Source organism: Bradyrhizobium sp. UFLA05-109 (assembly GCF_054185165.1).
The window spans coordinates 1-19,478 of sequence record NZ_JBBIAR010000013.1 but is presented as its reverse complement, the minus strand read 5'-3'; the positions used below and the strand labels follow the sequence as shown (position 1 = coordinate 19,478).

At 63.7% G+C, this 19,478-nt stretch carries 23 protein-coding genes; 12 read left to right on the top strand and 11 right to left on the bottom strand.

Annotated features, from left to right (window positions below):
* Positions 1 to 90: 90 nt before the first annotated feature.
* Together Q3C01_RS11665 and Q3C01_RS11660 are read left to right on the top strand one after the other, a co-directional pair.
* On the top strand, positions 91 to 981 hold the full coding sequence (locus Q3C01_RS11665; RefSeq protein WP_458145469.1) for a crotonase/enoyl-CoA hydratase family protein: 891 nt from the start codon (positions 91 to 93) through the stop codon (positions 979 to 981).
* The gene (locus tag Q3C01_RS11660; RefSeq protein ID WP_458145468.1) at positions 978 to 1,643 is read left to right on the top strand and encodes an esterase/lipase family protein; all 666 of its coding nucleotides are present in this window, start codon (positions 978 to 980) and stop codon (positions 1,641 to 1,643) included. Before Q3C01_RS11665 ends, Q3C01_RS11660 begins: the two co-directional genes overlap by 4 nt.
* A 150-nt stretch (positions 1,644 to 1,793) precedes the next feature.
* Here Q3C01_RS11660 and Q3C01_RS11655 read toward each other — a convergent pair whose 3' ends face one another.
* Together Q3C01_RS11655 and Q3C01_RS11650 are read right to left on the bottom strand one after the other, a co-directional pair.
* Positions 1,794 to 2,771 (bottom strand): NADPH:quinone oxidoreductase family protein, encoded by a 978-nt coding sequence (locus tag Q3C01_RS11655; RefSeq protein WP_458145467.1) that lies wholly within the window; start codon positions 2,769 to 2,771, stop codon positions 1,794 to 1,796.
* Complete coding sequence (locus Q3C01_RS11650; protein ID WP_458145466.1) at positions 2,771 to 3,379, bottom strand: 2-hydroxychromene-2-carboxylate isomerase; 609 nt, start codon at positions 3,377 to 3,379, stop codon at positions 2,771 to 2,773. Before Q3C01_RS11650 ends, Q3C01_RS11655 begins: the two co-directional genes overlap by 1 nt.
* A gap of 130 nt (positions 3,380 to 3,509) precedes the next feature.
* Here Q3C01_RS11650 and Q3C01_RS11645 point away from each other — a divergent pair, with 130 nt between their 5' ends.
* A complete protein-coding gene (locus Q3C01_RS11645; protein WP_458145608.1) occupies positions 3,510 to 4,532 on the top strand; it encodes a methionine synthase in 1,023 nt (340 codons plus the stop codon).
* Positions 4,529 to 4,756 (top strand): hypothetical protein, encoded by a 228-nt coding sequence (locus Q3C01_RS11640; protein WP_458145465.1) that lies wholly within the window; start codon positions 4,529 to 4,531, stop codon positions 4,754 to 4,756. The genes Q3C01_RS11645 and Q3C01_RS11640 overlap by 4 nt, the downstream gene beginning before the upstream one ends.
* On the opposite strand, the gene Q3C01_RS11635 is transcribed toward Q3C01_RS11640, so the two are convergent.
* From Q3C01_RS11635 to Q3C01_RS11615, 5 genes are all read right to left on the bottom strand, one after another.
* Positions 4,753 to 5,370 carry a hypothetical protein gene (locus Q3C01_RS11635; protein WP_458145464.1) on the bottom strand — a complete coding sequence of 206 codons (618 nt, stop codon included), beginning with the start codon at positions 5,368 to 5,370 and terminating at the stop codon, positions 4,753 to 4,755. The two genes, Q3C01_RS11640 and Q3C01_RS11635, sit on opposite strands and share 4 nt — an antisense overlap.
* Before the next feature lie 90 nt (positions 5,371 to 5,460).
* Positions 5,461 to 5,796 (bottom strand): hypothetical protein, encoded by a 336-nt coding sequence (locus Q3C01_RS11630; protein WP_458145463.1) that lies wholly within the window; start codon positions 5,794 to 5,796, stop codon positions 5,461 to 5,463.
* A 118-nt stretch (positions 5,797 to 5,914) separates the two neighbouring features.
* Positions 5,915 to 6,727: a class II aldolase/adducin family protein gene (locus tag Q3C01_RS11625; protein WP_458145462.1), complete on the bottom strand. Its 813-nt coding sequence runs from the start codon at positions 6,725 to 6,727 to the stop codon at positions 5,915 to 5,917.
* 19 nt (positions 6,728 to 6,746) lie between these two features.
* Entirely contained in the window at positions 6,747 to 7,271 is a 525-nt protein-coding gene (gpt, locus tag Q3C01_RS11620; protein ID WP_458145461.1) for a xanthine phosphoribosyltransferase, read from the bottom strand.
* Positions 7,272 to 7,302: 31 nt separating this feature from the next.
* Complete coding sequence (locus Q3C01_RS11615) at positions 7,303 to 8,040, bottom strand: competence/damage-inducible protein A (protein WP_458145460.1); 738 nt, start codon at positions 8,038 to 8,040, stop codon at positions 7,303 to 7,305.
* Between the two features lie 295 nt (positions 8,041 to 8,335).
* Here Q3C01_RS11615 and Q3C01_RS11610 point away from each other — a divergent pair, with 295 nt between their 5' ends.
* The 3 genes from Q3C01_RS11610 to Q3C01_RS11600 all read left to right on the top strand — a co-directional run bounded on the left by Q3C01_RS11610 (position 8,336) and on the right by Q3C01_RS11600 (position 11,655).
* Positions 8,336 to 9,754, top strand: coding sequence for a circularly permuted type 2 ATP-grasp protein (locus tag Q3C01_RS11610; RefSeq protein ID WP_458145459.1), 1,419 nt, complete (start codon positions 8,336 to 8,338; stop codon positions 9,752 to 9,754).
* A 5-nt stretch (positions 9,755 to 9,759) separates the two neighbouring features.
* Positions 9,760 to 10,704, top strand: coding sequence for an alpha-E domain-containing protein (locus Q3C01_RS11605; RefSeq protein ID WP_458145458.1), 945 nt, complete (start codon positions 9,760 to 9,762; stop codon positions 10,702 to 10,704).
* A gap of 108 nt (positions 10,705 to 10,812) precedes the next feature.
* On the top strand, positions 10,813 to 11,655 hold the full coding sequence (locus tag Q3C01_RS11600; RefSeq protein WP_458145457.1) for a transglutaminase family protein: 843 nt from the start codon (positions 10,813 to 10,815) through the stop codon (positions 11,653 to 11,655).
* Positions 11,656 to 11,715: 60 nt separating this feature from the next.
* Here Q3C01_RS11600 and Q3C01_RS11595 read toward each other — a convergent pair whose 3' ends face one another.
* Entirely contained in the window at positions 11,716 to 12,102 is a 387-nt protein-coding gene (locus Q3C01_RS11595; RefSeq protein ID WP_458145456.1) for an SEL1-like repeat protein, read from the bottom strand.
* A gap of 158 nt (positions 12,103 to 12,260) precedes the next feature.
* Here Q3C01_RS11595 and Q3C01_RS11590 point away from each other — a divergent pair, with 158 nt between their 5' ends.
* Together Q3C01_RS11590 and Q3C01_RS11585 are read left to right on the top strand one after the other, a co-directional pair.
* The gene (locus Q3C01_RS11590; RefSeq protein ID WP_458145455.1) at positions 12,261 to 13,019 is read left to right on the top strand and encodes a proteasome-type protease; all 759 of its coding nucleotides are present in this window, start codon (positions 12,261 to 12,263) and stop codon (positions 13,017 to 13,019) included.
* Between the two features lie 23 nt (positions 13,020 to 13,042).
* A complete protein-coding gene (locus Q3C01_RS11585; RefSeq protein ID WP_458145454.1) occupies positions 13,043 to 13,801 on the top strand; it encodes an SDR family oxidoreductase in 759 nt (252 codons plus the stop codon).
* A 101-nt stretch (positions 13,802 to 13,902) separates the two neighbouring features.
* Here Q3C01_RS11585 and Q3C01_RS11580 read toward each other — a convergent pair whose 3' ends face one another.
* Positions 13,903 to 15,123: an MFS transporter gene (locus Q3C01_RS11580; RefSeq protein ID WP_458145453.1), complete on the bottom strand. Its 1,221-nt coding sequence runs from the start codon at positions 15,121 to 15,123 to the stop codon at positions 13,903 to 13,905.
* 179 nt (positions 15,124 to 15,302) lie between these two features.
* Between Q3C01_RS11580 and Q3C01_RS11575 the strand changes: the two genes are divergently transcribed.
* The gene (locus tag Q3C01_RS11575; RefSeq protein WP_458145452.1) at positions 15,303 to 16,553 is read left to right on the top strand and encodes a NupC/NupG family nucleoside CNT transporter; all 1,251 of its coding nucleotides are present in this window, start codon (positions 15,303 to 15,305) and stop codon (positions 16,551 to 16,553) included.
* A 155-nt stretch (positions 16,554 to 16,708) separates the two neighbouring features.
* On the opposite strand, the gene Q3C01_RS11570 is transcribed toward Q3C01_RS11575, so the two are convergent.
* Together Q3C01_RS11570 and Q3C01_RS11565 are read right to left on the bottom strand one after the other, a co-directional pair.
* The gene (locus Q3C01_RS11570; RefSeq protein ID WP_458145451.1) at positions 16,709 to 17,242 is read right to left on the bottom strand and encodes a cupin domain-containing protein; all 534 of its coding nucleotides are present in this window, start codon (positions 17,240 to 17,242) and stop codon (positions 16,709 to 16,711) included.
* Positions 17,243 to 17,422: 180 nt separating this feature from the next.
* Positions 17,423 to 17,710, bottom strand: a complete 288-nt coding sequence (locus Q3C01_RS11565) for an usg protein (protein WP_458145450.1) — start codon at positions 17,708 to 17,710, stop codon at positions 17,423 to 17,425.
* A 374-nt stretch (positions 17,711 to 18,084) separates the two neighbouring features.
* On the opposite strand from Q3C01_RS11565, the gene groES reads away from it, so the two are divergent.
* Both groES and groEL read left to right on the top strand, forming a co-directional pair.
* A complete protein-coding gene (gene groES, locus Q3C01_RS11560) occupies positions 18,085 to 18,399 on the top strand; it encodes a co-chaperone GroES (RefSeq protein ID WP_212407848.1) in 315 nt (104 codons plus the stop codon).
* Between the two features lie 90 nt (positions 18,400 to 18,489).
* The coding region (groEL, locus tag Q3C01_RS11555) for a chaperonin GroEL (RefSeq protein WP_458145449.1) at positions 18,490 to 19,478 on the top strand (989 nt) is incomplete at its 3' end.

Genomic DNA, 19,478 nt, shown 5'->3' with positions numbered 1-19,478 from the left:
GTCACATCTCCAGATTCCGGGTTCGATGCTTCGCATCGCCCCGGAATGACGTGCTAGGTATCAGACAAAAAACGAGGGAAGGAAGCCACCATGGCGTATGAGACGATCAAATACGAGGTCGCCGACGAGATCCTCACCATCACGCTGAACCGGCCGGAGAAGCTCAACGCCTTCAACGCGAAAATGCAGGCCGAGCTGATCGAGGCGTTCGACGCCGCCGACAAGGACGACAACGTCCGCGCCATCATCGTCACTGGCGAAGGCCGCGCCTTCTGCGCCGGCGCCGATCTCTCCTCCGGCGCCGACACCTTTGACCGCGACGCGCGGCGCGGACCGGTGAAGCGGCTTGCGAACGGCCAGGTCGACTACAGCGATCCGCAGGTGCGCGATGGCGGCGGCCAGGTGACGCTGCGCATCTTCAAGAGCCTGAAACCCGTGATCGCCGCCGTGAACGGGCCTGCAGTCGGCATCGGCGTCACCATGCAGCTTGCGATGGACATCCGCATCGCCTCGGAGGCGGCGCGCTTCGGCTTCGTATTCTCCCAGCGCGGCATCGTGCCGGAGGCGGCGTCGAGCTGGTTCCTGCCGCGCCTCGTCGGCATCTCGCAGGCGCTGGAATGGTGCTACACCGGCCGCGTCTTCCCGGCGCAGGAGGCGCTCGCCGGACGGCTGATAAGCAAGGTGGTGCCGCCGGATGACCTCCTGCCGACCGCGCGCGCGCTCGCCAAGGAGATTGCAGCCAAGACCGCGCCGGTGTCGATCGCGCTGATCCGCCAGATGATGTGGCGCATGATGGGCGCCGACGATCCGATGGAAGCCCACAAGGTCGACAGCCGCGGCATCTATACCCGCGGCCGCTCCGACGACGTCAAGGAAGGCGTGATGTCGTTCCTGGAAAAGCGTCCCGCGCAATTCAAGAACAAGGTGTCGAGCGACATGCCGGACTATTTTCCGTGGTGGACGGAGCGCGAGTACAAGTGAGCCTGGAGCTGACGAAGCCGCAAGACGGCGTCGTCCTCCTGCACGGCATCAGCCGGACGGCGCGCTCGTTTCGCAAGATGGAAATTGCGATCGGGCGCGCCGGCTACGCAACGCTCAACCTCGACTACGCCAGCCGTCGCAAGGCGCTTCAAGAGCTCGCGGACGACATTCATCCCGCGATCGAATCATTTGCCGGCTCGGTGAACGGCTCCGTGCATTTCGTCTGCCACTCCATGGGCGGCCTCCTGGCGCGCGTCTATCTCGGGCGGCACCGGACGCGCAATCTCGGGCGCGTCGTGATGCTGGGAACACCCAATGGCGGCAGCGAGATCGCCGATCGCCTCATGAGCTCTTTCCCCTACCGCGCCTTCTTCGGCCCCGCCGGACAGCAGCTCGGCACGCATCGCGACGTAGCGACCGCGGCGCTGCTGCCGCCAATCAACTATCCCCTCGGCATTATCGCCGGTGACCGCTCGATCGATCCGGTGGCTGGCGCCTTGCTGGCGCGCCCCCATGACGGGCGCGTCGCGGTCGCGAACACCACGGTCGACGGCATGGCCGACCACGTGGTGGTGCACGCCTCGCATCCGTTGCTGATGCGAAATCAGGAGGCGATCGCTGCGACCATCGCATTCCTTCAGAACGGATGCTTCCCGAGGTGATCGTGGCTCGAGATCGTAGGGTGCGCAAAGCCACCGGGTCGCGCGAATGCGCGCCCGATGACAGGCTCCGCGTGCCCACCTTCTCTGTCGAAAATCGTTGAGAGATGGTGGGCACGGCGCGAGAGCGTCTTTGCCCACCCTGCGAGAGCGTCAATCCATCACCAGTGCCACGCGCCCGATCGCCTTGCGATCGATCAGGAGCCGCATCGCCTTCGCATAATCCGCCAGCGGCAAGCGATGCGAAACGTTGGGACGCAGCTTGCCCTCCTCGGCCCATGCGAGCAGCGCCTTCAGGCGCACCTCGCCCAGCGCCGGATTCTTGCGTACCGCTTCGCCGGCGCGCACGCCCAGAACGCTCGCGCCCTTGATCAGCAGCAGATTTGTCTTCGCCGAGCCGATGCCGCCGGTGAAGCCGATCACCAGGAGCCGCGCGCCCCAGGCGATGCATCGCATCGAGTTCTCAAACACCTCGCCGCCGACGGGATCGAACACCACGTCGGCGCCGCGGCCGCCGGTGATGCGCTTGACGGCATCGCGGAACGGCTCCCGTGAATAGAGCAGCAGATGATCGGCACCTTTTGCTTTCGCGATTTCAAGCTTCTCCTCCGAAGAGGCGCAGGCAATCACCGTCGCACACAGCAACTTGCCTATTTCAACCGCCGCAAGTCCAACACCGCCTCCGGCGCCATGCACCAGCAGGACTTCACCGGATTGGAGCCGGCCGCGATCGATCAGCGCGTGATAGGCGGTGCCGTGGCCGGCCAGGAAGGTCGCACCTTCCGCGTAGTCGAAGGTCGACGGCATCGGTACCAGCTGCGAGTCCGCCACGACTGCCTCATCGGCATACGCACCGTAGCGCATCTTCACGATGACCCTGTCGCCCACCGCAACGCCGCGCGCCGCAGCATCGACCTCGATCACATCGCCCGCAGCCTCCACGCCCGGCGTGAACGGCAATTCTGGCTTGAGCTGATATTCGCCGGCCGCCATCAGAATATCCGGAAAGTTGAGCCCGGCGGCGCGGATCGCGACCCGCACCTCGCCTTCCCCAAGCGGCCGCGACGGGAAGGCTGCGAGCCGCAAGCTTTCGGGCGGGCCGAGCTCACGGCAGACCACGGCCCGCACCATCAGGCCGCACTCGCCTTGCGGCGAAGCAGCGCCTCGCGGATCAGAGGCAGCCGGTCATTGCCGAAATACATGTCGGTCTTGTCGAGAAAGATGGTCGGCGAGCCGAAGCCACCGCGCGCGACGGCCTCGTCCGTATTGGCCTTGAGCTGGTCCTTGATGCCCTGCTCGGAAATCCCGGCTAAGAACTTTTGCGGGTCGACCCCGACCGTCTTGCAGATGTCTCCGAGCACCGCGTCCTGCGAGATATCCTTGTCCGCCCCCCAATAGGCTTCGAACACCGAGGTCGCGAACGGCACAATGTCTTTGCCGAGCCAGATGCAGCCGCGCATCGCCTTCACGCTGTTCACCGGAAACACCGTCGGCGGCATCTTGATCGCGAGCCCCGCCGAGCGCGCCCAGTCGTTGAGGTCCTTCAGCATGTAGCGCGCTTTTTGCGGCACCGGCTTTTCGCGCTGCGCATAGACGCTGGGGTTGACGCTGTTGAAGATGCCGCCGACCAGGATCGGCCGCCAGGAAATCTCGACGCCGAGCTCCTTTGCCAACGGCTGGATGTTGTGGAAGGCGAGATAGGTCCAGGGGCTGGAGCAGTCGAAGAAGAACTCGATCATGGGGCTTCCTTTGCCTGCATTTTGTTCCCTGTCGAGGTCGCCGGGAATATGAGCCGACTTTTGTTGTTCTGTACCTCGACGTTAAGACATGGCAGGAAGGTGCGCAATGACATCAGACGCGGAGGGCGCCATGCTGTTTCCAACCACCATCGCCGGCTCCTTGCCGAAACCGGAATGGCTCGCAGAGCCGAACATGCTCTGGGCGCCCTGGAAGTCGAAGGACGACGAGCTCCTGCGCGCCAAGCGCGACGCGACGCTGATCTGGCTGAAGATCCAGGAAGACGCCGGCATCGACATCGTCACCGAGGGCGAGCAGGCGCGGCAGCACTTCGTGCACGGTTTTCTCGAGAAGATCGAGGGCATCGACTTCGCGCACAAGGTCGAGATGGGAATTCGAAAGGATCGTTATAAGGCAATGGTGCCGCAGGTGATCGCGCCTTTGCAGCTCAAAGATCGCGTCCACGCCTTCGAGGCGCGCGTGGCGCGGACGCATACGAAGAAGAAGCTGAAATTCACCCTGCCCGGCCCGATGACCATCATCGACACTATCGCCGATCGCTACTACGGCGATCGGGTGAAGATGGCCTTTGCTTTCGCCGATCTCCTGAACGCGGAGGCCAAGGCACTGCAGGCCGACGGCGTCGATCTCATCCAGTTTGATGAGCCCGCCTTCAACGTCTACATGGACGAGGTCAACGATTGGGGCATCAAGGCGCTGGAGCGCGCCGCCGAGGGCCTCACCTGCACGACCGCCGTGCACATCTGCTACGGCTACGGCATCAAGGCCAACACCGACTGGAAGGAGACGCTCGGGAGCCAATGGCGGCAGTATGAGCAGATCTTCCCCGCGATCGATGCCAGCTCGATCCAGCAGGTTGCGATCGAATGCCGCAATTCCAAGGTGCCGCTCGATCTGTTCGCACTTCTGAAGCGCAAAATCGTTCAGGCCGGCGTGATCGATGTCGCCAGCGACACGGTCGAGACGGCCGACGACGTCGCTCAGGTGATCGACGCGGTGTCGAAATTCGTGCCCAAGAGCAACATCATCGCCACCACCAATTGCGGCATGGCGCCGATGCGGCGGGAGATCGCGGAAGCCAAGCTGATGGCGCTCGGCGCCGGCGCCGCGCTGGCGCGCGAGAGGCTCGGATGATGCGGCTTGCGTGCAGCGTCGCGTTGCTGGCAGCGCTTGCGCCGCCGGCGCACGCCGAAGATCGCTCCGTGCTCGTCAATTGCAAGGCAATGGTGGAACGGGCTGCGCGGGATGCGAACGTGGCGAGTGATGGGGAGATCGCCCGATGCCGCCAAGTCATCCGCGAATGGGCTCTGCGCGATGCGCGGATGATCGTGGACGAGCAAGGGCGGCCGCTGCGCTAGCGCAATGCGGTCGCATGCAGCACGGGCTCGTAGCCGGCGTGCAGTGTGCGCAGCGTCGATGGCGGCGTGAGCAGCTTTGCTTCGCTGGGCTGACGCTCGACGTCGGTATAGCCCGCCGGCGACCACAAGAGCACCCTGCCCTGCGCCACCAGAAAGCTCTCCTCGCCTTGGCTCACCATCGCGCCGACGGGAAGGTGGTCGATCGGCATCAGCAGCGCGTGCAGTCGTTTCTGGCCGTGATCGAGCCGCTCGTGGTGCAGCACCGTGTCGATGTCGTGCATGCGGGCATCATGCACGCGATTGCCTTTCTCCCATGCGGCCCGGAAGCGATTGGCATCGTCGCGGCGGCAATAGAAACAGGGACGATGGCCGGCAGCGAGCGCGGTGGCCTCGTCGAGGAAGAACAGCTCGGTCCAGCTCTGCGTCGCCATCACCTCGCGGCGACGGCCGCGGAATTCGCACGTGCAGGTCAGCCAGGCCGGCGTCGACCAGCGTTTTTTCAACAGCGTCTTCGTCGCGGGGTCATGGATGATGCCGCGGTTGCCCGTGAACATGCCGCGATGTGGGGTGGCGATGATCTCACCCGTCGGCATGACGCGGTTTTGCAGCGGCATGGTAAAACGCCTGCGTCCTATAGGTGGCATCAAATCAATCGTCGTCGGGCAAGTACTGCCGCGCAAGCTGGTTGCAAATGTAGAGCGCAATCAGCCTTGCAGACTTGATTTCCTCGAAGTGAAATTCGGAAGCTCTATCGAAAGGAAGTAGTCAACGTCCCACCGCTGTTCGCTTGCCACATCCAACGGCAGATTGTGGATCAAGTTCAATATCCATCCAGCGCTAACGAAGTTGGCACTCTTGATCTGATCGACCGCCTCAGCAACACAGCGCCCGACAATTCTCCGTGTACTTGAACCCGCTATCGAATCGATATCTGCCAGGATTTGCTGAAGGCAGGGCAGAACGTGCTCGTTTGCGTGACCGTTCAGCAGCATATTCCTGCAGGAGATCAAGCCTATGGCGATCGGCTGTTTCGTGGTCATCGGTAGCCCCCGGGGCGCCTCAGTAGCGTCTTGTTGATGCCGCGGTTGCCCGTGAACATGCCGCGATGTGGGGTGGCGATGATCTCACCCGTCGGCATGACGCGGTTTTGCAGCGGCACTATTTTGGTGGCGCCGTGGTGATGCGCATTTTCCACAGGTTCCAGACACGGTCGAGAACCTGCAGATTGATCGCGTCGGCCTTGGCGCCCTCGGCTGCCGTCAGATAATTCACTTCGCCGCCAAGCGCGATGGCCTGCGACTGCAGCCGCGCATTGACGTCGGTGTAGTAGGCACGGAAGACCGCGACTTTCACGGATGGTCCCACGGTTGCGTCGCCATGGCCGCGCATCAGCACCACCGACTTGTCGGCGAGCGCGAGCGCCAGTCCCTTGCCGATGGCCGAATTGCTGACCAGCATGTTGGTCTCGCCGAAGTCTTTCCGGATATCCCAGACCGGCGCGCCCGCGGCAAGGAACGCCGCGTTGTGGAAGACCGGCCGCAGCGCAACCTGGCTGATCGTGAACGGAATCACGCCGGGCGAATGCGTGTGCACCACCGCCATCACATCCGGCCGCGCCTTGTAGATCTCGCTATGGATGAAGCGCTCCAGGAAGACGCTGCGCCCCTTGGCATCCACGGGATTGCCGTCGAGATCGAACTCCATGATGTCGTCAGCCGTGACGAGCGCCGGCGCCAGCGAGCGCGACATCAGGAAGTGATCGGGGTTCTTGGGATCACGGGCGCTGACATGGCCGAAGCCGTCGAGCACGCCAAGCTCGGCGAGAACGCGGCTGCCGATCACGATGTCCTCGATCACGGCTGGGTCGAGAGCCGAGGTCTGCCGATCCTGGCATCGGGCTTCGGCCGCAAGCAGTGTCACAGCGAACGCGACGACGAAGCCGAACCATGCCAACCGCGCGCGTCCGGCCATCGTAGTCAGCTCCCGTGGCTTACGCCGCTCCGTCGCGGAGCGGCGGATGGTAGGACAACGCTGTGTCCCAGGGGAAGAAGATCCAGGTGTCCTGGGAGACTTCCGTAATGAAAGTGTCGACCAACGGACGGCCCTTGGGCTTGGCATAGACGGTGGCGAAATGCGCCTCCGGCAACATTTCGCGGACCAGCTTGCCGGTCTTGCCGGTGTCGACGAGGTCGTCGACGATCAGAAGCCCCTTGCCGGTGCCGCCGCCGAGCTTCATCGCCGCCTCCGAAATGCCCTTGAGCACCTGAAGGTCGCCCTGCTTGGTGTGGTCGTAGCTGGCGATGCAGACGGTGTCGATCACGCGCACCCCGAGCTCGCGCGCCACGATCGCGGCCGGCACCAGGCCGCCGCGGGTGATCGCGATGACCGCATGGAACGGGCCGACCTCGTTGAGGCGCCAGGTCAGCGCGCGACAGTCCCGGTGAAACTGGTCCCACGAGACCGGAAAGGCTTTGCCCGCCCGCTCCTGCGCACTCAGTTCCGGTGCCTCGGCCATCGTCGTCTCCATTCCTCTCAAGCGTCTTCTGCTAGCGGCTAACGTTCAACCCTACCAGCATTTCCTTCACCGCCGCCATTGCTGCCGCCAGCTTCTCCGGATCGCGCGAACGCACCACCAGATTGGTGTTCGGCTTCTGCTCCTCATCCATGAAGGGATAGCTGCCGATGATGGTGTCGGGATGGGCGGCGGCGATCGTCCGCAAGGGCCCGCCGATGTCGCCTTCCCGCGCATTGGCGCGGACCGATTCGGAGAGCATGCGGACGCCCGACTTCAGCTTGGGCGAGACAATGTCCATCATTGCCTGCATGATCGACGGTACGCCCGCCATCACGATGACATTGCCGATCTTGAAGCCGGGGGCGAGGATGGTCGCACTCTGGATCAGCTCGGCGCCGTCGGGGATGCGGGCCATGCGCAAGCGGGCCTCGTTGAGGTCCTGCTCGCTCCAGCGCTCGCGGAAGCGGGCGACCACCTCGGGATGGTGGTCGATGCCGACGCCGAAGGCCTTTGCCACGCTGTCGGCGGTGATGTCGTCATGGGTCGGCCCGATGCCGCCGGTGGTGAAGACATAGGTGTAGCGATGCCGCAGTGCATCCAACGCCGCGATGATGTCGGGCTCGTCATCGGAGACGACCCGGACCTCCTTCAGGTCGATGCCGATATTGGTCAGGTATTCGGCGATGAAGCCGATATTCTTGTCCTTGGTCCGGCCGGACAGAATCTCATCCCCAATAACCAGAATGCCCGCCGTGACGATCTCGCTCATAAACCTGTCCCTCACCTGTAACGCCGACTTTGCCGAGGTAACGCGTTGAAGTCACGCGGTTTTGCTGCCGAATTAAGCAGTCCTCAGCCATTTTTTCAGGCACCTCTCCGGTCATTCCCGGCAAATGCCCCGAGACTGTGCTTCGAAGTCCATGCTTATCGCGCTGGCCCGGCCCTTGCTACTACCGGGGTAAGTCATGCACTCTCGCAAGCATGGCCACAGGACGTTGCGGTCTTCACCAAGGCCCATACGACCTGAGCAATGGCGCAACGCCTGGGGAGAACAGTCGGGATCTATGGCAGTCGCGTTTGACGAAATGAACATTCCCGGCGGGGACCTGCGCCCCGCCTATCAGGAGCTGGCACGCTGGCTCAAGGAGACGCCTCCTGAGGCGCTCGAATATCGCCGCCAGGAAGCGGAGCTGCTGTTCCGCAGGATCGGCATCACTTTTGCGGTCTATGGGGATTCCGAGTCCACGGAGCGGCTGATCCCGTTCGACGTGATCCCCAGGATCATGTCGGGCAAGGAATGGGCGCTTCTGGAGAAGGGCCTCAAGCAGCGCGTGCGCGCGCTGAACATGTTCCTGCGCGACATCTATCATGGCCGCGATATCCTACGGGCCGAGGTCGTGCCCGACGACCTGATCTTCCACAACCCGGTGTTCCGCCCCGAGATGAACGGCCAGCAGGTGCCGCACGACGTCTACGTGCACATCGCCGGCATCGACATCGTCCGGGTCGACGCCAATGACTTCATCGTGCTGGAGGATAATGCGCGCACGCCGTCCGGCGTGTCCTACATGCTGGAAAACCGCGAAATCATGATGCGGCTGTTTCCGGACCTGTTCGCCCGCCACAAGGTTGCGCCGGTCGAGCGCTATCCGGACGAACTGCTCGCGGCCTTGCGCTCCGTCGCGCCACTCGGCGCATCGGCCGAGCCGACGGTCGCCCTGCTCACGCCCGGCGTCTACAACTCCGCCTATTACGAGCACTCTTTCCTCGCCGACAAGCTCGGCATCGAGCTCGTCGAGGGCAGAGATCTCATCGTCAAGAACAACGAAGTGTTCATGCGCACGACGGAAGGGTTGAAACGGGTCGACGTGATCTATCGCCGCGTCGATGACGACTTCCTCGATCCCCTCACCTTCCGCCCCGACTCCGTGCTCGGCGTGCCCGGGCTGATGTCAGCCTATGCGGCCGGCAACATCACGCTCGCCAACGCGGTCGGAACAGGGATTGCCGACGACAAGGCGATCTACTCCTACATGCCGGACATCGTGAAATTCTACCTCGGCGAGGAGCCGATCCTGAAGAACGTGCCGACCTGGCGCTGCCGCGAGCCGAAGGACCTCGCCTACGTGCTGGACAATTTGAGCGAGCTCGTCGTCAAGGAGGTGCACGGCTCCGGCGGCTACGGCATGCTGATCGGCCCCGCGGCGACGAAAGCCACCATCGAAGCCTTCCGCGAGAAGCTCAAGCGCGAGCCCGAAGGATTCATCGCGCAGCCGACGCTGGCGCTGTCGACCTGCCCGACCTGCACCGCAAGCGGCCTTGCGCCGCGCCATGTGGACTTGCGGCCCTTCGTGCTGACGGGCAGCAAGCGCACCACAGTCGTGCCGGGCGGGCTTACCCGCGTGGCGCTGAAGGAAGGCTCTCTGGTCGTGAATTCGAGCCAGGGCGGCGGCACCAAAGACACCTGGATACTGGACGAGTAGAGAGAATGCTGTCGCGTACCGCCGAAAACCTCTACTGGCTCGCACGTTACGTCGAGCGTGCCGAGTATCTCGCGCGCACCATCGATGCGACGTTGCGTGTCACCGCTCTGCCGGCCACCTATGTCGGCAAGACCAACGAATGGGACTCGGCGCTGCTCACCGCCGGCGTCGCCGCGAACTTCTATCAGAACTATGAGGAGGCCAACGAGTACAACGTCGTCGACTATCTTTCGTTCTCGGCGACCAACCCATCCTCGATCAGGAATTGCATCGAGGCGGCGCGGCTGAACTCGCGCTCGGTGCGCACCGCGCTCACCAGCGAGATGTGGGACACGATCAACTCGGCCTGGATCGAGCTCCAGGCGGTCTGGAGCAGGGGCGCTTCGACGCGCGAGGATTTGGCAAAATTCCTGCGCTTCGTGCAGGAGACCTCGCTGCGCTTCGACGGCTCGGCCTACCGCACCATGCTGCGCAACGACGCCTACTGGTTCTCGCGGCTCGGCCTTCATCTCGAACGCGCCGACAACACCGCGCGCATTCTCGACGTGAAGTACCACGTGCTGCTGCCTGAGGAGGAACATGTCGGCGGCCCGCTCGACTTCTATCAGTGGAGCTCGATCCTGCGCTCGGTGTCGGCACTCACCGCCTATCACTGGGTCTATCGCGAAACGCTGAAACCGTGGCTGATCGCAGATCTCCTCATCCTCAACGACACGCTGCCGCGGTCGCTGGCGAGCTGCTACGGCAATCTCGTGCGCAACCTCGACCAGATCGGCGTCGCCTATGGTCGCCAGGGCGCGGCCCAGCGTCACGCCCGCGGCATTCGCAACCGGCTGGAACACTCCAACATGAACGACATTTTCCAGCACGGTGTGCATGAATTCATTCAGGAATTCATCGCTGACAATTCAAGGCTGGGCGAAATCGTCACGAAGCAGTATTTGATCTAGCCGAACAGGGACCCACCTCAGCCCTCGTCATTCCGCGGCGCGAACCCGGAATCTCGAGATTCCGGGCTCGGTCCTGCGGACCGCCCCGGAACGACGGAATCAAACACCATGCGCCTGCGAATCCAGCACACCACGACCTATCGCTACGAGCCGGCGGCGACGAGCGTGATCCAGATCCTGCGCATGACGCCCGGCAGCCATGACGGGCAATATGTGGCGGAATGGCAGATCGACGTCTCCACCGACACCAAGCTCGACATGCACGAGGACGCCTTCGGCAACGTCACCCATGTGCTGTCTTGCGGTCCCGTCGCCGACATCAAGATCAGCGCCGAAGGCCTGATCGAGACGCATGACACCGGCGGCGTGCTGCGCGGCGCCGACGAGCGCTTTCCGTCGGGGCTGTTCCTGCGCTCGACCGAGCTCACTGCAGTCAATGTTCCGATGGCGAGCTTTGCGCGCCAATTGCGCAGCGAAGCCGAGAGCGACACGCTCGGTTTCCTGCACGCGCTGATGTCGGAGGTCAGCGAGCACATGACGTTCGACGAGGACCCGACCAACAGCGGCACGTCGGCGGTCGAGGCGTTCACGCTCAAGCGCGGCGTCTGTCAGGACTACGCGCACATCTTCATCGCCTGCGCCCGCACCGCCGGCGTGCCGGCGCGCTTCGTCTCCGGCCATTTCCTGCGCTCCGACGGCACCGTCCATCAGGACGCCGGCCATGCCTGGGCAGAAGCCTTCGTGCCTGATCTGGGCTGGGTCGGCTTCGATCCCGCCAACTGCATCTGCTCCACCGATGCCCATGTCCGCGTCGCGATCGGGCTCGACTATCTCGGCGCCGCACCGGTTCGCGGCACCCGCTATGGCGGCGGCGCGGAGACGCTGAGCGTCGCGGTGAAGGTGGATCAGGCCGGACGTCCAGGGCAGTGGCAGAGCCAGTCGCAGGGGTAGTTATCTAGCTCGTCATTCCGGGCTCCGGCTTTGCCGCGCCCCGGAATGACGGCGGGGAGACTAATACTCGCAATTCCTGTAGTCCGACGTCTCGCAGGACTGCATCATCTCTTCCGCGCGCGCCATGTCTTCGGCCGTCATCGTCGCGGAGACGGTCTTGAGCTCCGCCTTGGCCTTGGCATCGCCACGGGAGGCGGCCAGACTCAGCCACATGAAGGCGCGCGCCGAGCTTTTCGCCACACCCTGCCCGCGCTGGTACATCGCGCCCAGCATGCCTTGTGCCTTTGCGTTGCCAGCCTTCGCCATGCCGCGGAACACCTGGATCGCCGGCACGTAGTCGCCGCGATTGTAGGCGGCCATGCCGTCTTCCCATGGACCCGCCATGGCTTTAGGGCTCGTCATGCCCAGCGCAGCCGCGATCAGGCTGCTGACCACGAGCTTTCTCATCTCCCCCTCCTCGTCCCCTCGCCTTGCCTTCTATCGGGTTGGTACGGCATGCGCCAAGGGAAGGTTTCACGAGGCCCTCGGCCGGGGGAAATGGGGTTGGAGGGCCACGCGAAATTGGCTACTAGTCTTGCGCCACTGTTCGCGTTCGGGGACTGGAAATGACCTATTGCTGCGGAATCCTGGTTCGGGAAGGTCTGGTCATGATCGCCGACACCCGGACCAATGCGGGGCTGGACAACGTCTCGACCTTCCGCAAGCTGCACATCTTCTCAAAACCCGGCGAGCGGATCATGGCGATTGCGAGCGCCGGCAATCTCGCGATCAGCCAGTCGGTGCTGTCGACGCTCACCGAGGGTCTCGAGGACCCCGACACGGGCGACGTCGAGACCTTGATGAACGCGCCGACCATGTTCCAAGCGGCGCAGCGCATCGGCCGCGCCATCCGCGCCGTGCATTCGACCGAGGCGGCTGCGCTCAAGGCCGAGGACATCAATTTCGACGTGTCGTTCCTGTTCGGCGGCCAGATCAAGGGCTCGCGGATGCGGCTGTTCATGGTTTATCCGGCCGGCAACTTCATCGAGTGCACCACCGACACGCCTTACCTTCAGATCGGCGAGCACAAATACGGCAAGCCGGTGCTCGACCGCGCCATGCATTACGACATCGAGCTTTATGAGGCGCTGAAGACCAGCCTGATCTCGATGGATTCGACGATGCGCTCCAATCTCGGCGTGGGCTTGCCAATCGACGTGCTGGTGGTGCGGACCGATGCGTGCGATGCCGACCTCAACCATCGCATCGAGGCGGGCGAGCCCTATTTCCACGACCTGCGCTCGCGCTGGTCGGCGGCCTTGCGCGCCGCGCATCAGAACATTCCGCGGCCGCCCTACAAGAACGACAAAGAATCCAAAACCTGACAGAGAAGAAAAGGCAGGAAACGATGAGCGAAGCGAAAAAGATCGCGGTGGTGACCGGCGCCGGCACCGGTGTCGGACGCGCAGCCGCACTGGCGCTGATGAACGCCGGCTTCACCGTGGTGCTGGCCGGACGCCGGCTCGAAATGCTCGAGGAGACCGCAAAGCTGGGCCCAGCCGGAAAGAGCCTCTGCGTCTCCGCCGACATGACCAACCCCGGCTCGATCGCCGCGCTGTTCGCCAAGGTCTCGGAGACTTACGGCCGGCTCGACGTGCTCTTCAACAATGCCGGCATGGGCGCGCCTCCGGTGAATTTCGAGGATCTCAGCCTCGAGCAGTGGCAGGCGGTGGTGAACACCAATCTCACCGGCCCGTTTCTCTGCACCCAGCACGCCTTCCGCATCATGAAGGACCAGAATCCGCGCGGCGGCCGCATCATCAACAACGGCTCGATCTCCGCGCACGCGCCGCGGCCGTTCTCCGCCGCCTACACCTCGACCAAGCACGCCATCACGGGCCTCACCAGGGCTTCCAACCTCGACGGCCGCGCCTATGACATCGCAGTCGGCCAGGTCGACATCGGCAATGCCGCGACCCCGATGACCGACCGCATGGTCAACGGTCCCGGCGTGTTGCAGCCCGATGGCACGACGAAGCACGAGCCGCGCATGGACGCAAAGGCGGTCGGCGATGCCGTCGCCTACATGGCCGGGTTGCCGCTCGACGCCAACGTGCTGTTCATGACGGTCATGGCGACCAAGATGCCGTTCGTGGGACGCGGCTAACTCTTTGCTCCTGCTCTCCCCGCCTGCGGGGAGCGCCGCACTACAAAAACCGAAAAACAACCCCATGCACAGTAGGCGCAGCGCCGGGTGGCGGTATCATTCTACTCCAGTCGCTCCACCCTGCGCAGGCTCGGGAACAGCTTCATCCATAGCAGCGCCACCGCGATGGTGCCGATGCCGCCGAGCACGGCGGCCGGCATCGCGCCGAACAGCGCGGCGGTGAGCCCGCTCTCGAACTGGCCAAGCTGGTTCGAGGCGTTGATGAAGAGGAAGTTGACCGCGCCGACGCGGCCACGCATCTCGTCGGGCGTCGAGAGTTGCACCAGCGAGAAGCGGATCACGACGCTGATCGTGTCGGCGGCGCCCAGCACCGCGAGCGCGAGCACCGACAGCCACATCCACTGCGACAGCGCGAACACCACGGTGGCGATGCCGAACACGATCACTGCCTGAAACATCCTGATGCCGATGTGGCGCGAAATGGCGTGGCGCGCCAGCACCATGGTCATCAAGAGCGCACCGACCGCAGGCGCGGCGCGCAGGATGCCCAGACCAAGAGGGCCCGCCTCAAGGATATCTCGGGCATAGATCGGCAACAGCGCGGTGACGCCGCCAAACAGCACCGCGAACAGGTCGAGCGAGATCGTGCCGAGGATCGCCGGATTGGAGCGGATGAAACGGACGCCCGCGTAGATGTCGTCGTCGCCGTCATCCTTGGCGATGGCCTGCGGGCCCGGCTGGATCATGCCCGTGAAGATCATGCCGAGAATCCAGAACAGCACCATCACGACATAGGCGAAGTGCGGCGCGACCGCGTAGGCGAAGCCGCCGAGCGCCGGCCCGGTGATGGTCGCAACCTGCGCCGCGCCGCTGGAAATTGCAGTCGCACGCTGGAGCGAGCCCTGAGGCGCGATCAACGGCAGCAGCGCCGCGGTGGTCGGACTTTCGAACGCGCCGGCGATGCCGAGCGCGAAAGTTGCGACGAAGATCTGCACCTCGCCGATGGCACCGAGATATGTGCTCGCGGCGAGATAGAGTGCGGTCGCGGCTTCCGCGAGTTGGCAGAGCTGGACGACGCGCTTGCGCTCGAAGCGGTCGGCGGCGTGGCCGGCGACGAACACCAGAAGCGCTGTGGGGAGGAACTGCACCAGCCCGACCATGCCCAGCGCGAAGGCCGAACCCGTGAGATCGTAGATTTGCCAGCCGATCGCGACCGCCGCGATCTGGCTGGAAAAGCGCGACAGGCTGCGCGAGAGCAGGAAGAACAGGAATGGCGGGTGCTTGAGGAGTTCGCCGGCGCTGACCGGCGGGTTCGCGGACATTGGCTGCTCTTGAAGCTGCTCTTGTTCGGCAAGGCTATTGGCGCCCCGCGCGGATGGTGTTGACGCTGTGGCGTGACTGAGGCCGGTAGTCTTGTCAACAACCGGCCGGGCTCCAGTGCGCCCCGGCATTGCCTTTGCAACGGCCCGGCTGCCATAATCATTGCGGGATTGGGGACATCATGCTGCGACTGCAATCGGCACTCGGCATTTTCGCATTGCTGGCGATCGCCTGGGCGCTGGCGGAAAACCGTCGCGCGGTCTCGCTGCGCCAGGCTGGAATCGGCCTCGTCGTCACCTTCCTCACCGCGATCGTCCTGCTCAAGCTGCCGTTCGTCGCGCATGCTTTCGGCGCCATCAATGACGCGGTCGGCGCGATCTCGGCGGCCTCGCGCGCCGGCACGTCGTTCGTGTTCGGCTATGTCGGCGGCGGTCCCCTGCCTTTCGACCTCAAGGCACCCGGCGCCGATTTCATCCTCGCCTTCCAGGCGCTGCCGATCGTGCTCGTGATGAGCGTGCTGACGACGCTGCTGTTCTATTGGCGCGTGCTGCCGCCGATCGTGCGCGGCATGGCGTGGCTGCTCGAGCGCACGCTAGGGGTCGGCGGCGCGGTCGGGCTGTCGACCGCGGCAAATATCTTCCTCGGCATGGTGGAAGCGCCGCTGTTCGTGCGGCCGTATCTGGCGCAGATGACGCGCAGCGAATTGTTCCTGGTGATGACCGGCGGCATGGCCGGAATCGCCGGCACGGTGCTGGTGCTCTATGCGACGCTGCTTGCGCCGCTGATCCCGGACGCGGCCGCGCATTTCGTCATCGCCTCGGTGCTCGGCGCGCCGGCCGCGATCCTGGTCAGCCTGATCATGGTGCCGGAGACCTGCGACCGCCTCACCGGCGGTTCGCTCGAAGACCCCGACATGCACGCCTCCGGCACGATGGATGCGATCGTCAAGGGCACCTCCGCCGGGCTCGAGCTGTTGCTCAACATCGTCGCCATGCTGATCGTGCTGGTGGCGCTGGTCTATCTCGTCAATGCCGCGCTCGGGCTGTTGCCGAACATCGACGGCGCGGCGATCTCGCTGCAACGCCTGCTGGGACTCGTCATGGCGCCGGTGTGCTGGCTGATGGGGCTGCCATGGGATCAGGCCGTCACGGCCGGCAGCCTGATGGGCACCAAGACGGTGCTCAACGAGCTGATCGCCTATGTCGATCTTTCGAAGCTCGCCCCCGATGCGCTCGATGCGCGCTCGCGCCTGATCATGCTCTATGCGATGTGCGGCTTCGCCAACTTCGCGAGCCTCGGCATCATGATCGGCGGCCTCGGCGTCATGGCCCCGGAGCGGCGCGAGGAGATCAACGCTCTCGGCCTGAAATCGATCGTATCAGGGACGCTGACGACGTGTTTGATCGGCGCGATCGTGGGGGTGTTGAATTAGTCTCTCTCCGCTCGTCATTCCGGGGCGCGACGAAGTCGCGAGCCCGGAATCCATTTGACAGCAACGCAAGAAGTGAAATGGATTCCGGGCTCGCGCTACGCGCGTCCCGGAATGACAGCGGGAAGGACGTGTCGCTCCCAGGAATGGCGCGAGAATTACGCCGTGATCTCCACCGTCTTGAACTCCGCCGGCAGGATGATCTCCAGCAATTCCACGTCGTCCGAATAATCGAGGATCATGTGCTTGATCTTCGGCGGCTGGGTCCAGGCACTGCCCTGCTTCATCAGCGTCTCGCCCTGGCCGTCCATGTAGGTCTTCACCCAGCCCTTGAGCACGTAGACCATCTGGAATTCGACGTCGTGGTAGTGGAGCTTCGACACCTCGGCCGGATTGCACGGCGGCAGCAGGCGGATGACGTGGGCTTGCGCGAGACCATGTGTTGCCGCTGCGATGCCGAGATCGCGATAATGCGCGTACGCGCGCAGGCCATCGGCTTTGAAATCCTCTTCGCGGTGATGGCTGACGGCGATGCTCTGCTTGGGCCGGATGCGCGTTTTGGCAGGTGTGGTGCGAGCTTTCGCCTTCACGGCCTTGCGGGCTGAAGATCGCCCGGCGACCTTGTTGCCGTGCCACTTCTTCTTCACCGCTGATTGCGCCGCGCTGCGCGAGGTCACCTTCCGCTTGGCCATTGCTTCCTCCCGTTCTTGTTCTGGAGACAAAGGCTAGCACAGAATTCGGAAATCGTAGGGTGGGCAAAGGAGCGCAAGCGACGTGCCCACCACTTCTGTGACCCCGTCAACAGAAGTGGTGAGCACGCTTCGCTTTGCCCACGCTACAACTCCGCGGAAACTACAACTCCGCGGCCGCGCTCAGTTCAGCCTGAACACGCCGTCGACCGCGCGCAGCTCAGCCGGCTTGATCAGCTTGGAATGCGCCACCGTCACCGAATAGAGCGGACCGTCGAGCTTCTCCTCCCAGAAGGCGAGGAAATCCGTCAGCGCCGGGAATTTCGGAAACAGATCGTAGTTCTGCCAGATGTAGGTCTGGAGCAGCGAGGGATGATCCGGCATCCGGTAAAGAATCTGCGCCGTCGTCAGCCCGTAACCCAGCAACTGTTTCCGGAAGTCGTCGGAAACACCCCCAACCCGCAAGCCCATGCCAGCCTCCTTTGCAGGAGCGCATATTCAAGGGGTGGCTTACTCGGACTGCCCTAAAGAGCCACCCGGTGGAGATGCGCTCACATGAGAGAAATGTGACGCACACTGCCAACCGATCTCAAGCCCAAAAGTTTAACAAGTTGTTGAAATTCAATGCTTTAGCAGCAGATCGCGACGCCTGCTAATAGCTGGGTCCGGTTAAGGATGGAAAATGTTTTTGGCAGGCGAGCCTTCTGAGTGCTGATTTTTCTGCTAGAAGCCCTTGCTCCCGTAAAAAACCTGTCCTATCTCCATTTCGCCTGCGTAGCACTCGCGGGCATCGACTGCTAACAACCCAAAAATCTCCATCTCGTGCAAATGCTTAGGAGGACTGCATGAAATTCCGTCCGCTTCACGACCGCGTCGTGGTCAAGCGCATCGACGCAGAAGAGAAGACCGCTGGCGGCATCATCATTCCCGATACGGCCAAGGAAAAGCCCTCCCAGGGCGAAGTGATCGCCGTCGGCCCCGGTGGCCGCGACGAGAGCGGCAAGCTGATCCCGATCGACGTCCAGGTCGGCGACCGCGTGCTGTTCGGCAAGTGGTCGGGCACCGAGGTCAAGATCGACGGCCAGGACCTGTTGATCATGAAGGAAAGCGACATCATGGGCGTGCTCGAAGCTCCGGCTTCGAAGAAGAAGGCCGCCTAACTCTACCGCTCGCACCGCTCACCCTGAGGAGCGCCTGCCGGGCGCCTCGCCAAGGGTGAGATGAGACCAAGACAACTCAGGGAAACCAATATGTCAGCCAAAGAAGTGAAATTCGGCGTCGACGCCCGCGACCGCATGCTGCGCGGCGTCGAGATCCTTGCCAACGCCGTGAAGGTCACGCTCGGTCCGAAGGGCCGCAACGTCGTCCTCGACAAGTCGTTCGGCGCTCCCCGCATCACCAAGGACGGCGTCACGGTCGCCAAGGAGATCGAGCTCGACGACAAGTTCGAGAACATGGGCGCCCAGATGGTGCGCGAAGTCGCCTCCAAGTCCGCTGACGCGGCCGGCGACGGCACCACCACCGCGACCGTGCTCGCGGCTGCGATCGTCCGTGAAGGCGCCAAGGCGGTTGCCGCCGGCATGAACCCGATGGACCTCAAGCGCGGTATCGACCTCGCCGTCGACGCCGTCGTCGCGGACCTCCAGAAGAACTCCAAGAAGGTCACCTCGAACGAGGAGATTGCCCAGGTCGGCACCATCTCGGCCAACGGCGACCAGGAGATCGGCAAGTTCCTCTCCGACGCCATGAAGAAGGTCGGCAACGAGGGTGTCATCACCGTCGAGGAAGCCAAGTCGCTCGAGACCGAGCTCGACGTCGTCGAGGGCATGCAGTTCGACCGCGGCTACATCTCGCCCTACTTCGTCACCAACGCCGACAAGATGCGCGTTGAGATGGACGACGCCTACATCCTCATCAACGAGAAGAAGCTCTCCTCGCTGAACGAACTGCTGCCGCTGCTCGAGGCCGTGGTGCAGACCGGCAAGCCGCTGATCATCGTCGCCGAGGACGTCGAGGGCGAGGCGCTCGCCACCCTCGTCGTGAACCGCCTGCGCGGCGGCCTGAAGGTCGCGGCCGTCAAGGCTCCGGGCTTCGGCGATCGCCGCAAGGCCATGCTGCAGGACATCGCGATCCTGACCGGCGGCCAGGCGATCTCGGAAGATCTCGGCATCAAGCTCGAGAACGTCACGCTCAACATGCTCGGTCGCGCCAAGAAGGTGATGATCGACAAGGAGAACAC

Coding starts and splice junctions, on each gene's coding strand:
- Q3C01_RS11655 (WP_458145467.1), bottom strand. CDS start 2,771: ATGGTGCGGGCCGTGGTCTGCCGTGAGCTCGGCCCGCCCGAAAGCTTG.
- Q3C01_RS11600 (WP_458145457.1), top strand. CDS start 10,813: ATGCGCCTGCGAATCCAGCACACCACGACCTATCGCTACGAGCCGGCG.
- gpt (WP_458145461.1), bottom strand. CDS start 7,271: ATGGCCGAGGCACCGGAACTGAGTGCGCAGGAGCGGGCGGGCAAAGCC.
- Q3C01_RS11570 (WP_458145451.1), bottom strand. CDS start 17,242: ATGGCCAAGCGGAAGGTGACCTCGCGCAGCGCGGCGCAATCAGCGGTG.
- Q3C01_RS11565 (WP_458145450.1), bottom strand. CDS start 17,710: ATGGGCTTGCGGGTTGGGGGTGTTTCCGACGACTTCCGGAAACAGTTG.
- Q3C01_RS11575 (WP_458145452.1), top strand. CDS start 15,303: ATGCTGCGACTGCAATCGGCACTCGGCATTTTCGCATTGCTGGCGATC.
- Q3C01_RS11625 (WP_458145462.1), bottom strand. CDS start 6,727: ATGGCCGGACGCGCGCGGTTGGCATGGTTCGGCTTCGTCGTCGCGTTC.
- Q3C01_RS11630 (WP_458145463.1), bottom strand. CDS start 5,796: ATGACCACGAAACAGCCGATCGCCATAGGCTTGATCTCCTGCAGGAAT.
- Q3C01_RS11585 (WP_458145454.1), top strand. CDS start 13,043: ATGAGCGAAGCGAAAAAGATCGCGGTGGTGACCGGCGCCGGCACCGGT.
- Q3C01_RS11615 (WP_458145460.1), bottom strand. CDS start 8,040: ATGAGCGAGATCGTCACGGCGGGCATTCTGGTTATTGGGGATGAGATT.
- Q3C01_RS11590 (WP_458145455.1), top strand. CDS start 12,261: ATGACCTATTGCTGCGGAATCCTGGTTCGGGAAGGTCTGGTCATGATC.
- Q3C01_RS11605 (WP_458145458.1), top strand. CDS start 9,760: ATGCTGTCGCGTACCGCCGAAAACCTCTACTGGCTCGCACGTTACGTC.
- Q3C01_RS11595 (WP_458145456.1), bottom strand. CDS start 12,102: ATGAGAAAGCTCGTGGTCAGCAGCCTGATCGCGGCTGCGCTGGGCATG.
- Q3C01_RS11650 (WP_458145466.1), bottom strand. CDS start 3,379: ATGATCGAGTTCTTCTTCGACTGCTCCAGCCCCTGGACCTATCTCGCC.
- Q3C01_RS11635 (WP_458145464.1), bottom strand. CDS start 5,370: ATGCCGCTGCAAAACCGCGTCATGCCGACGGGTGAGATCATCGCCACC.
- groES (WP_212407848.1), top strand. CDS start 18,085: ATGAAATTCCGTCCGCTTCACGACCGCGTCGTGGTCAAGCGCATCGAC.
- Q3C01_RS11580 (WP_458145453.1), bottom strand. CDS start 15,123: ATGTCCGCGAACCCGCCGGTCAGCGCCGGCGAACTCCTCAAGCACCCG.
- Q3C01_RS11640 (WP_458145465.1), top strand. CDS start 4,529: ATGATGCGGCTTGCGTGCAGCGTCGCGTTGCTGGCAGCGCTTGCGCCG.
- Q3C01_RS11665 (WP_458145469.1), top strand. CDS start 91: ATGGCGTATGAGACGATCAAATACGAGGTCGCCGACGAGATCCTCACC.
- Q3C01_RS11610 (WP_458145459.1), top strand. CDS start 8,336: ATGGCAGTCGCGTTTGACGAAATGAACATTCCCGGCGGGGACCTGCGC.
- Q3C01_RS11645 (WP_458145608.1), top strand. CDS start 3,510: ATGCTGTTTCCAACCACCATCGCCGGCTCCTTGCCGAAACCGGAATGG.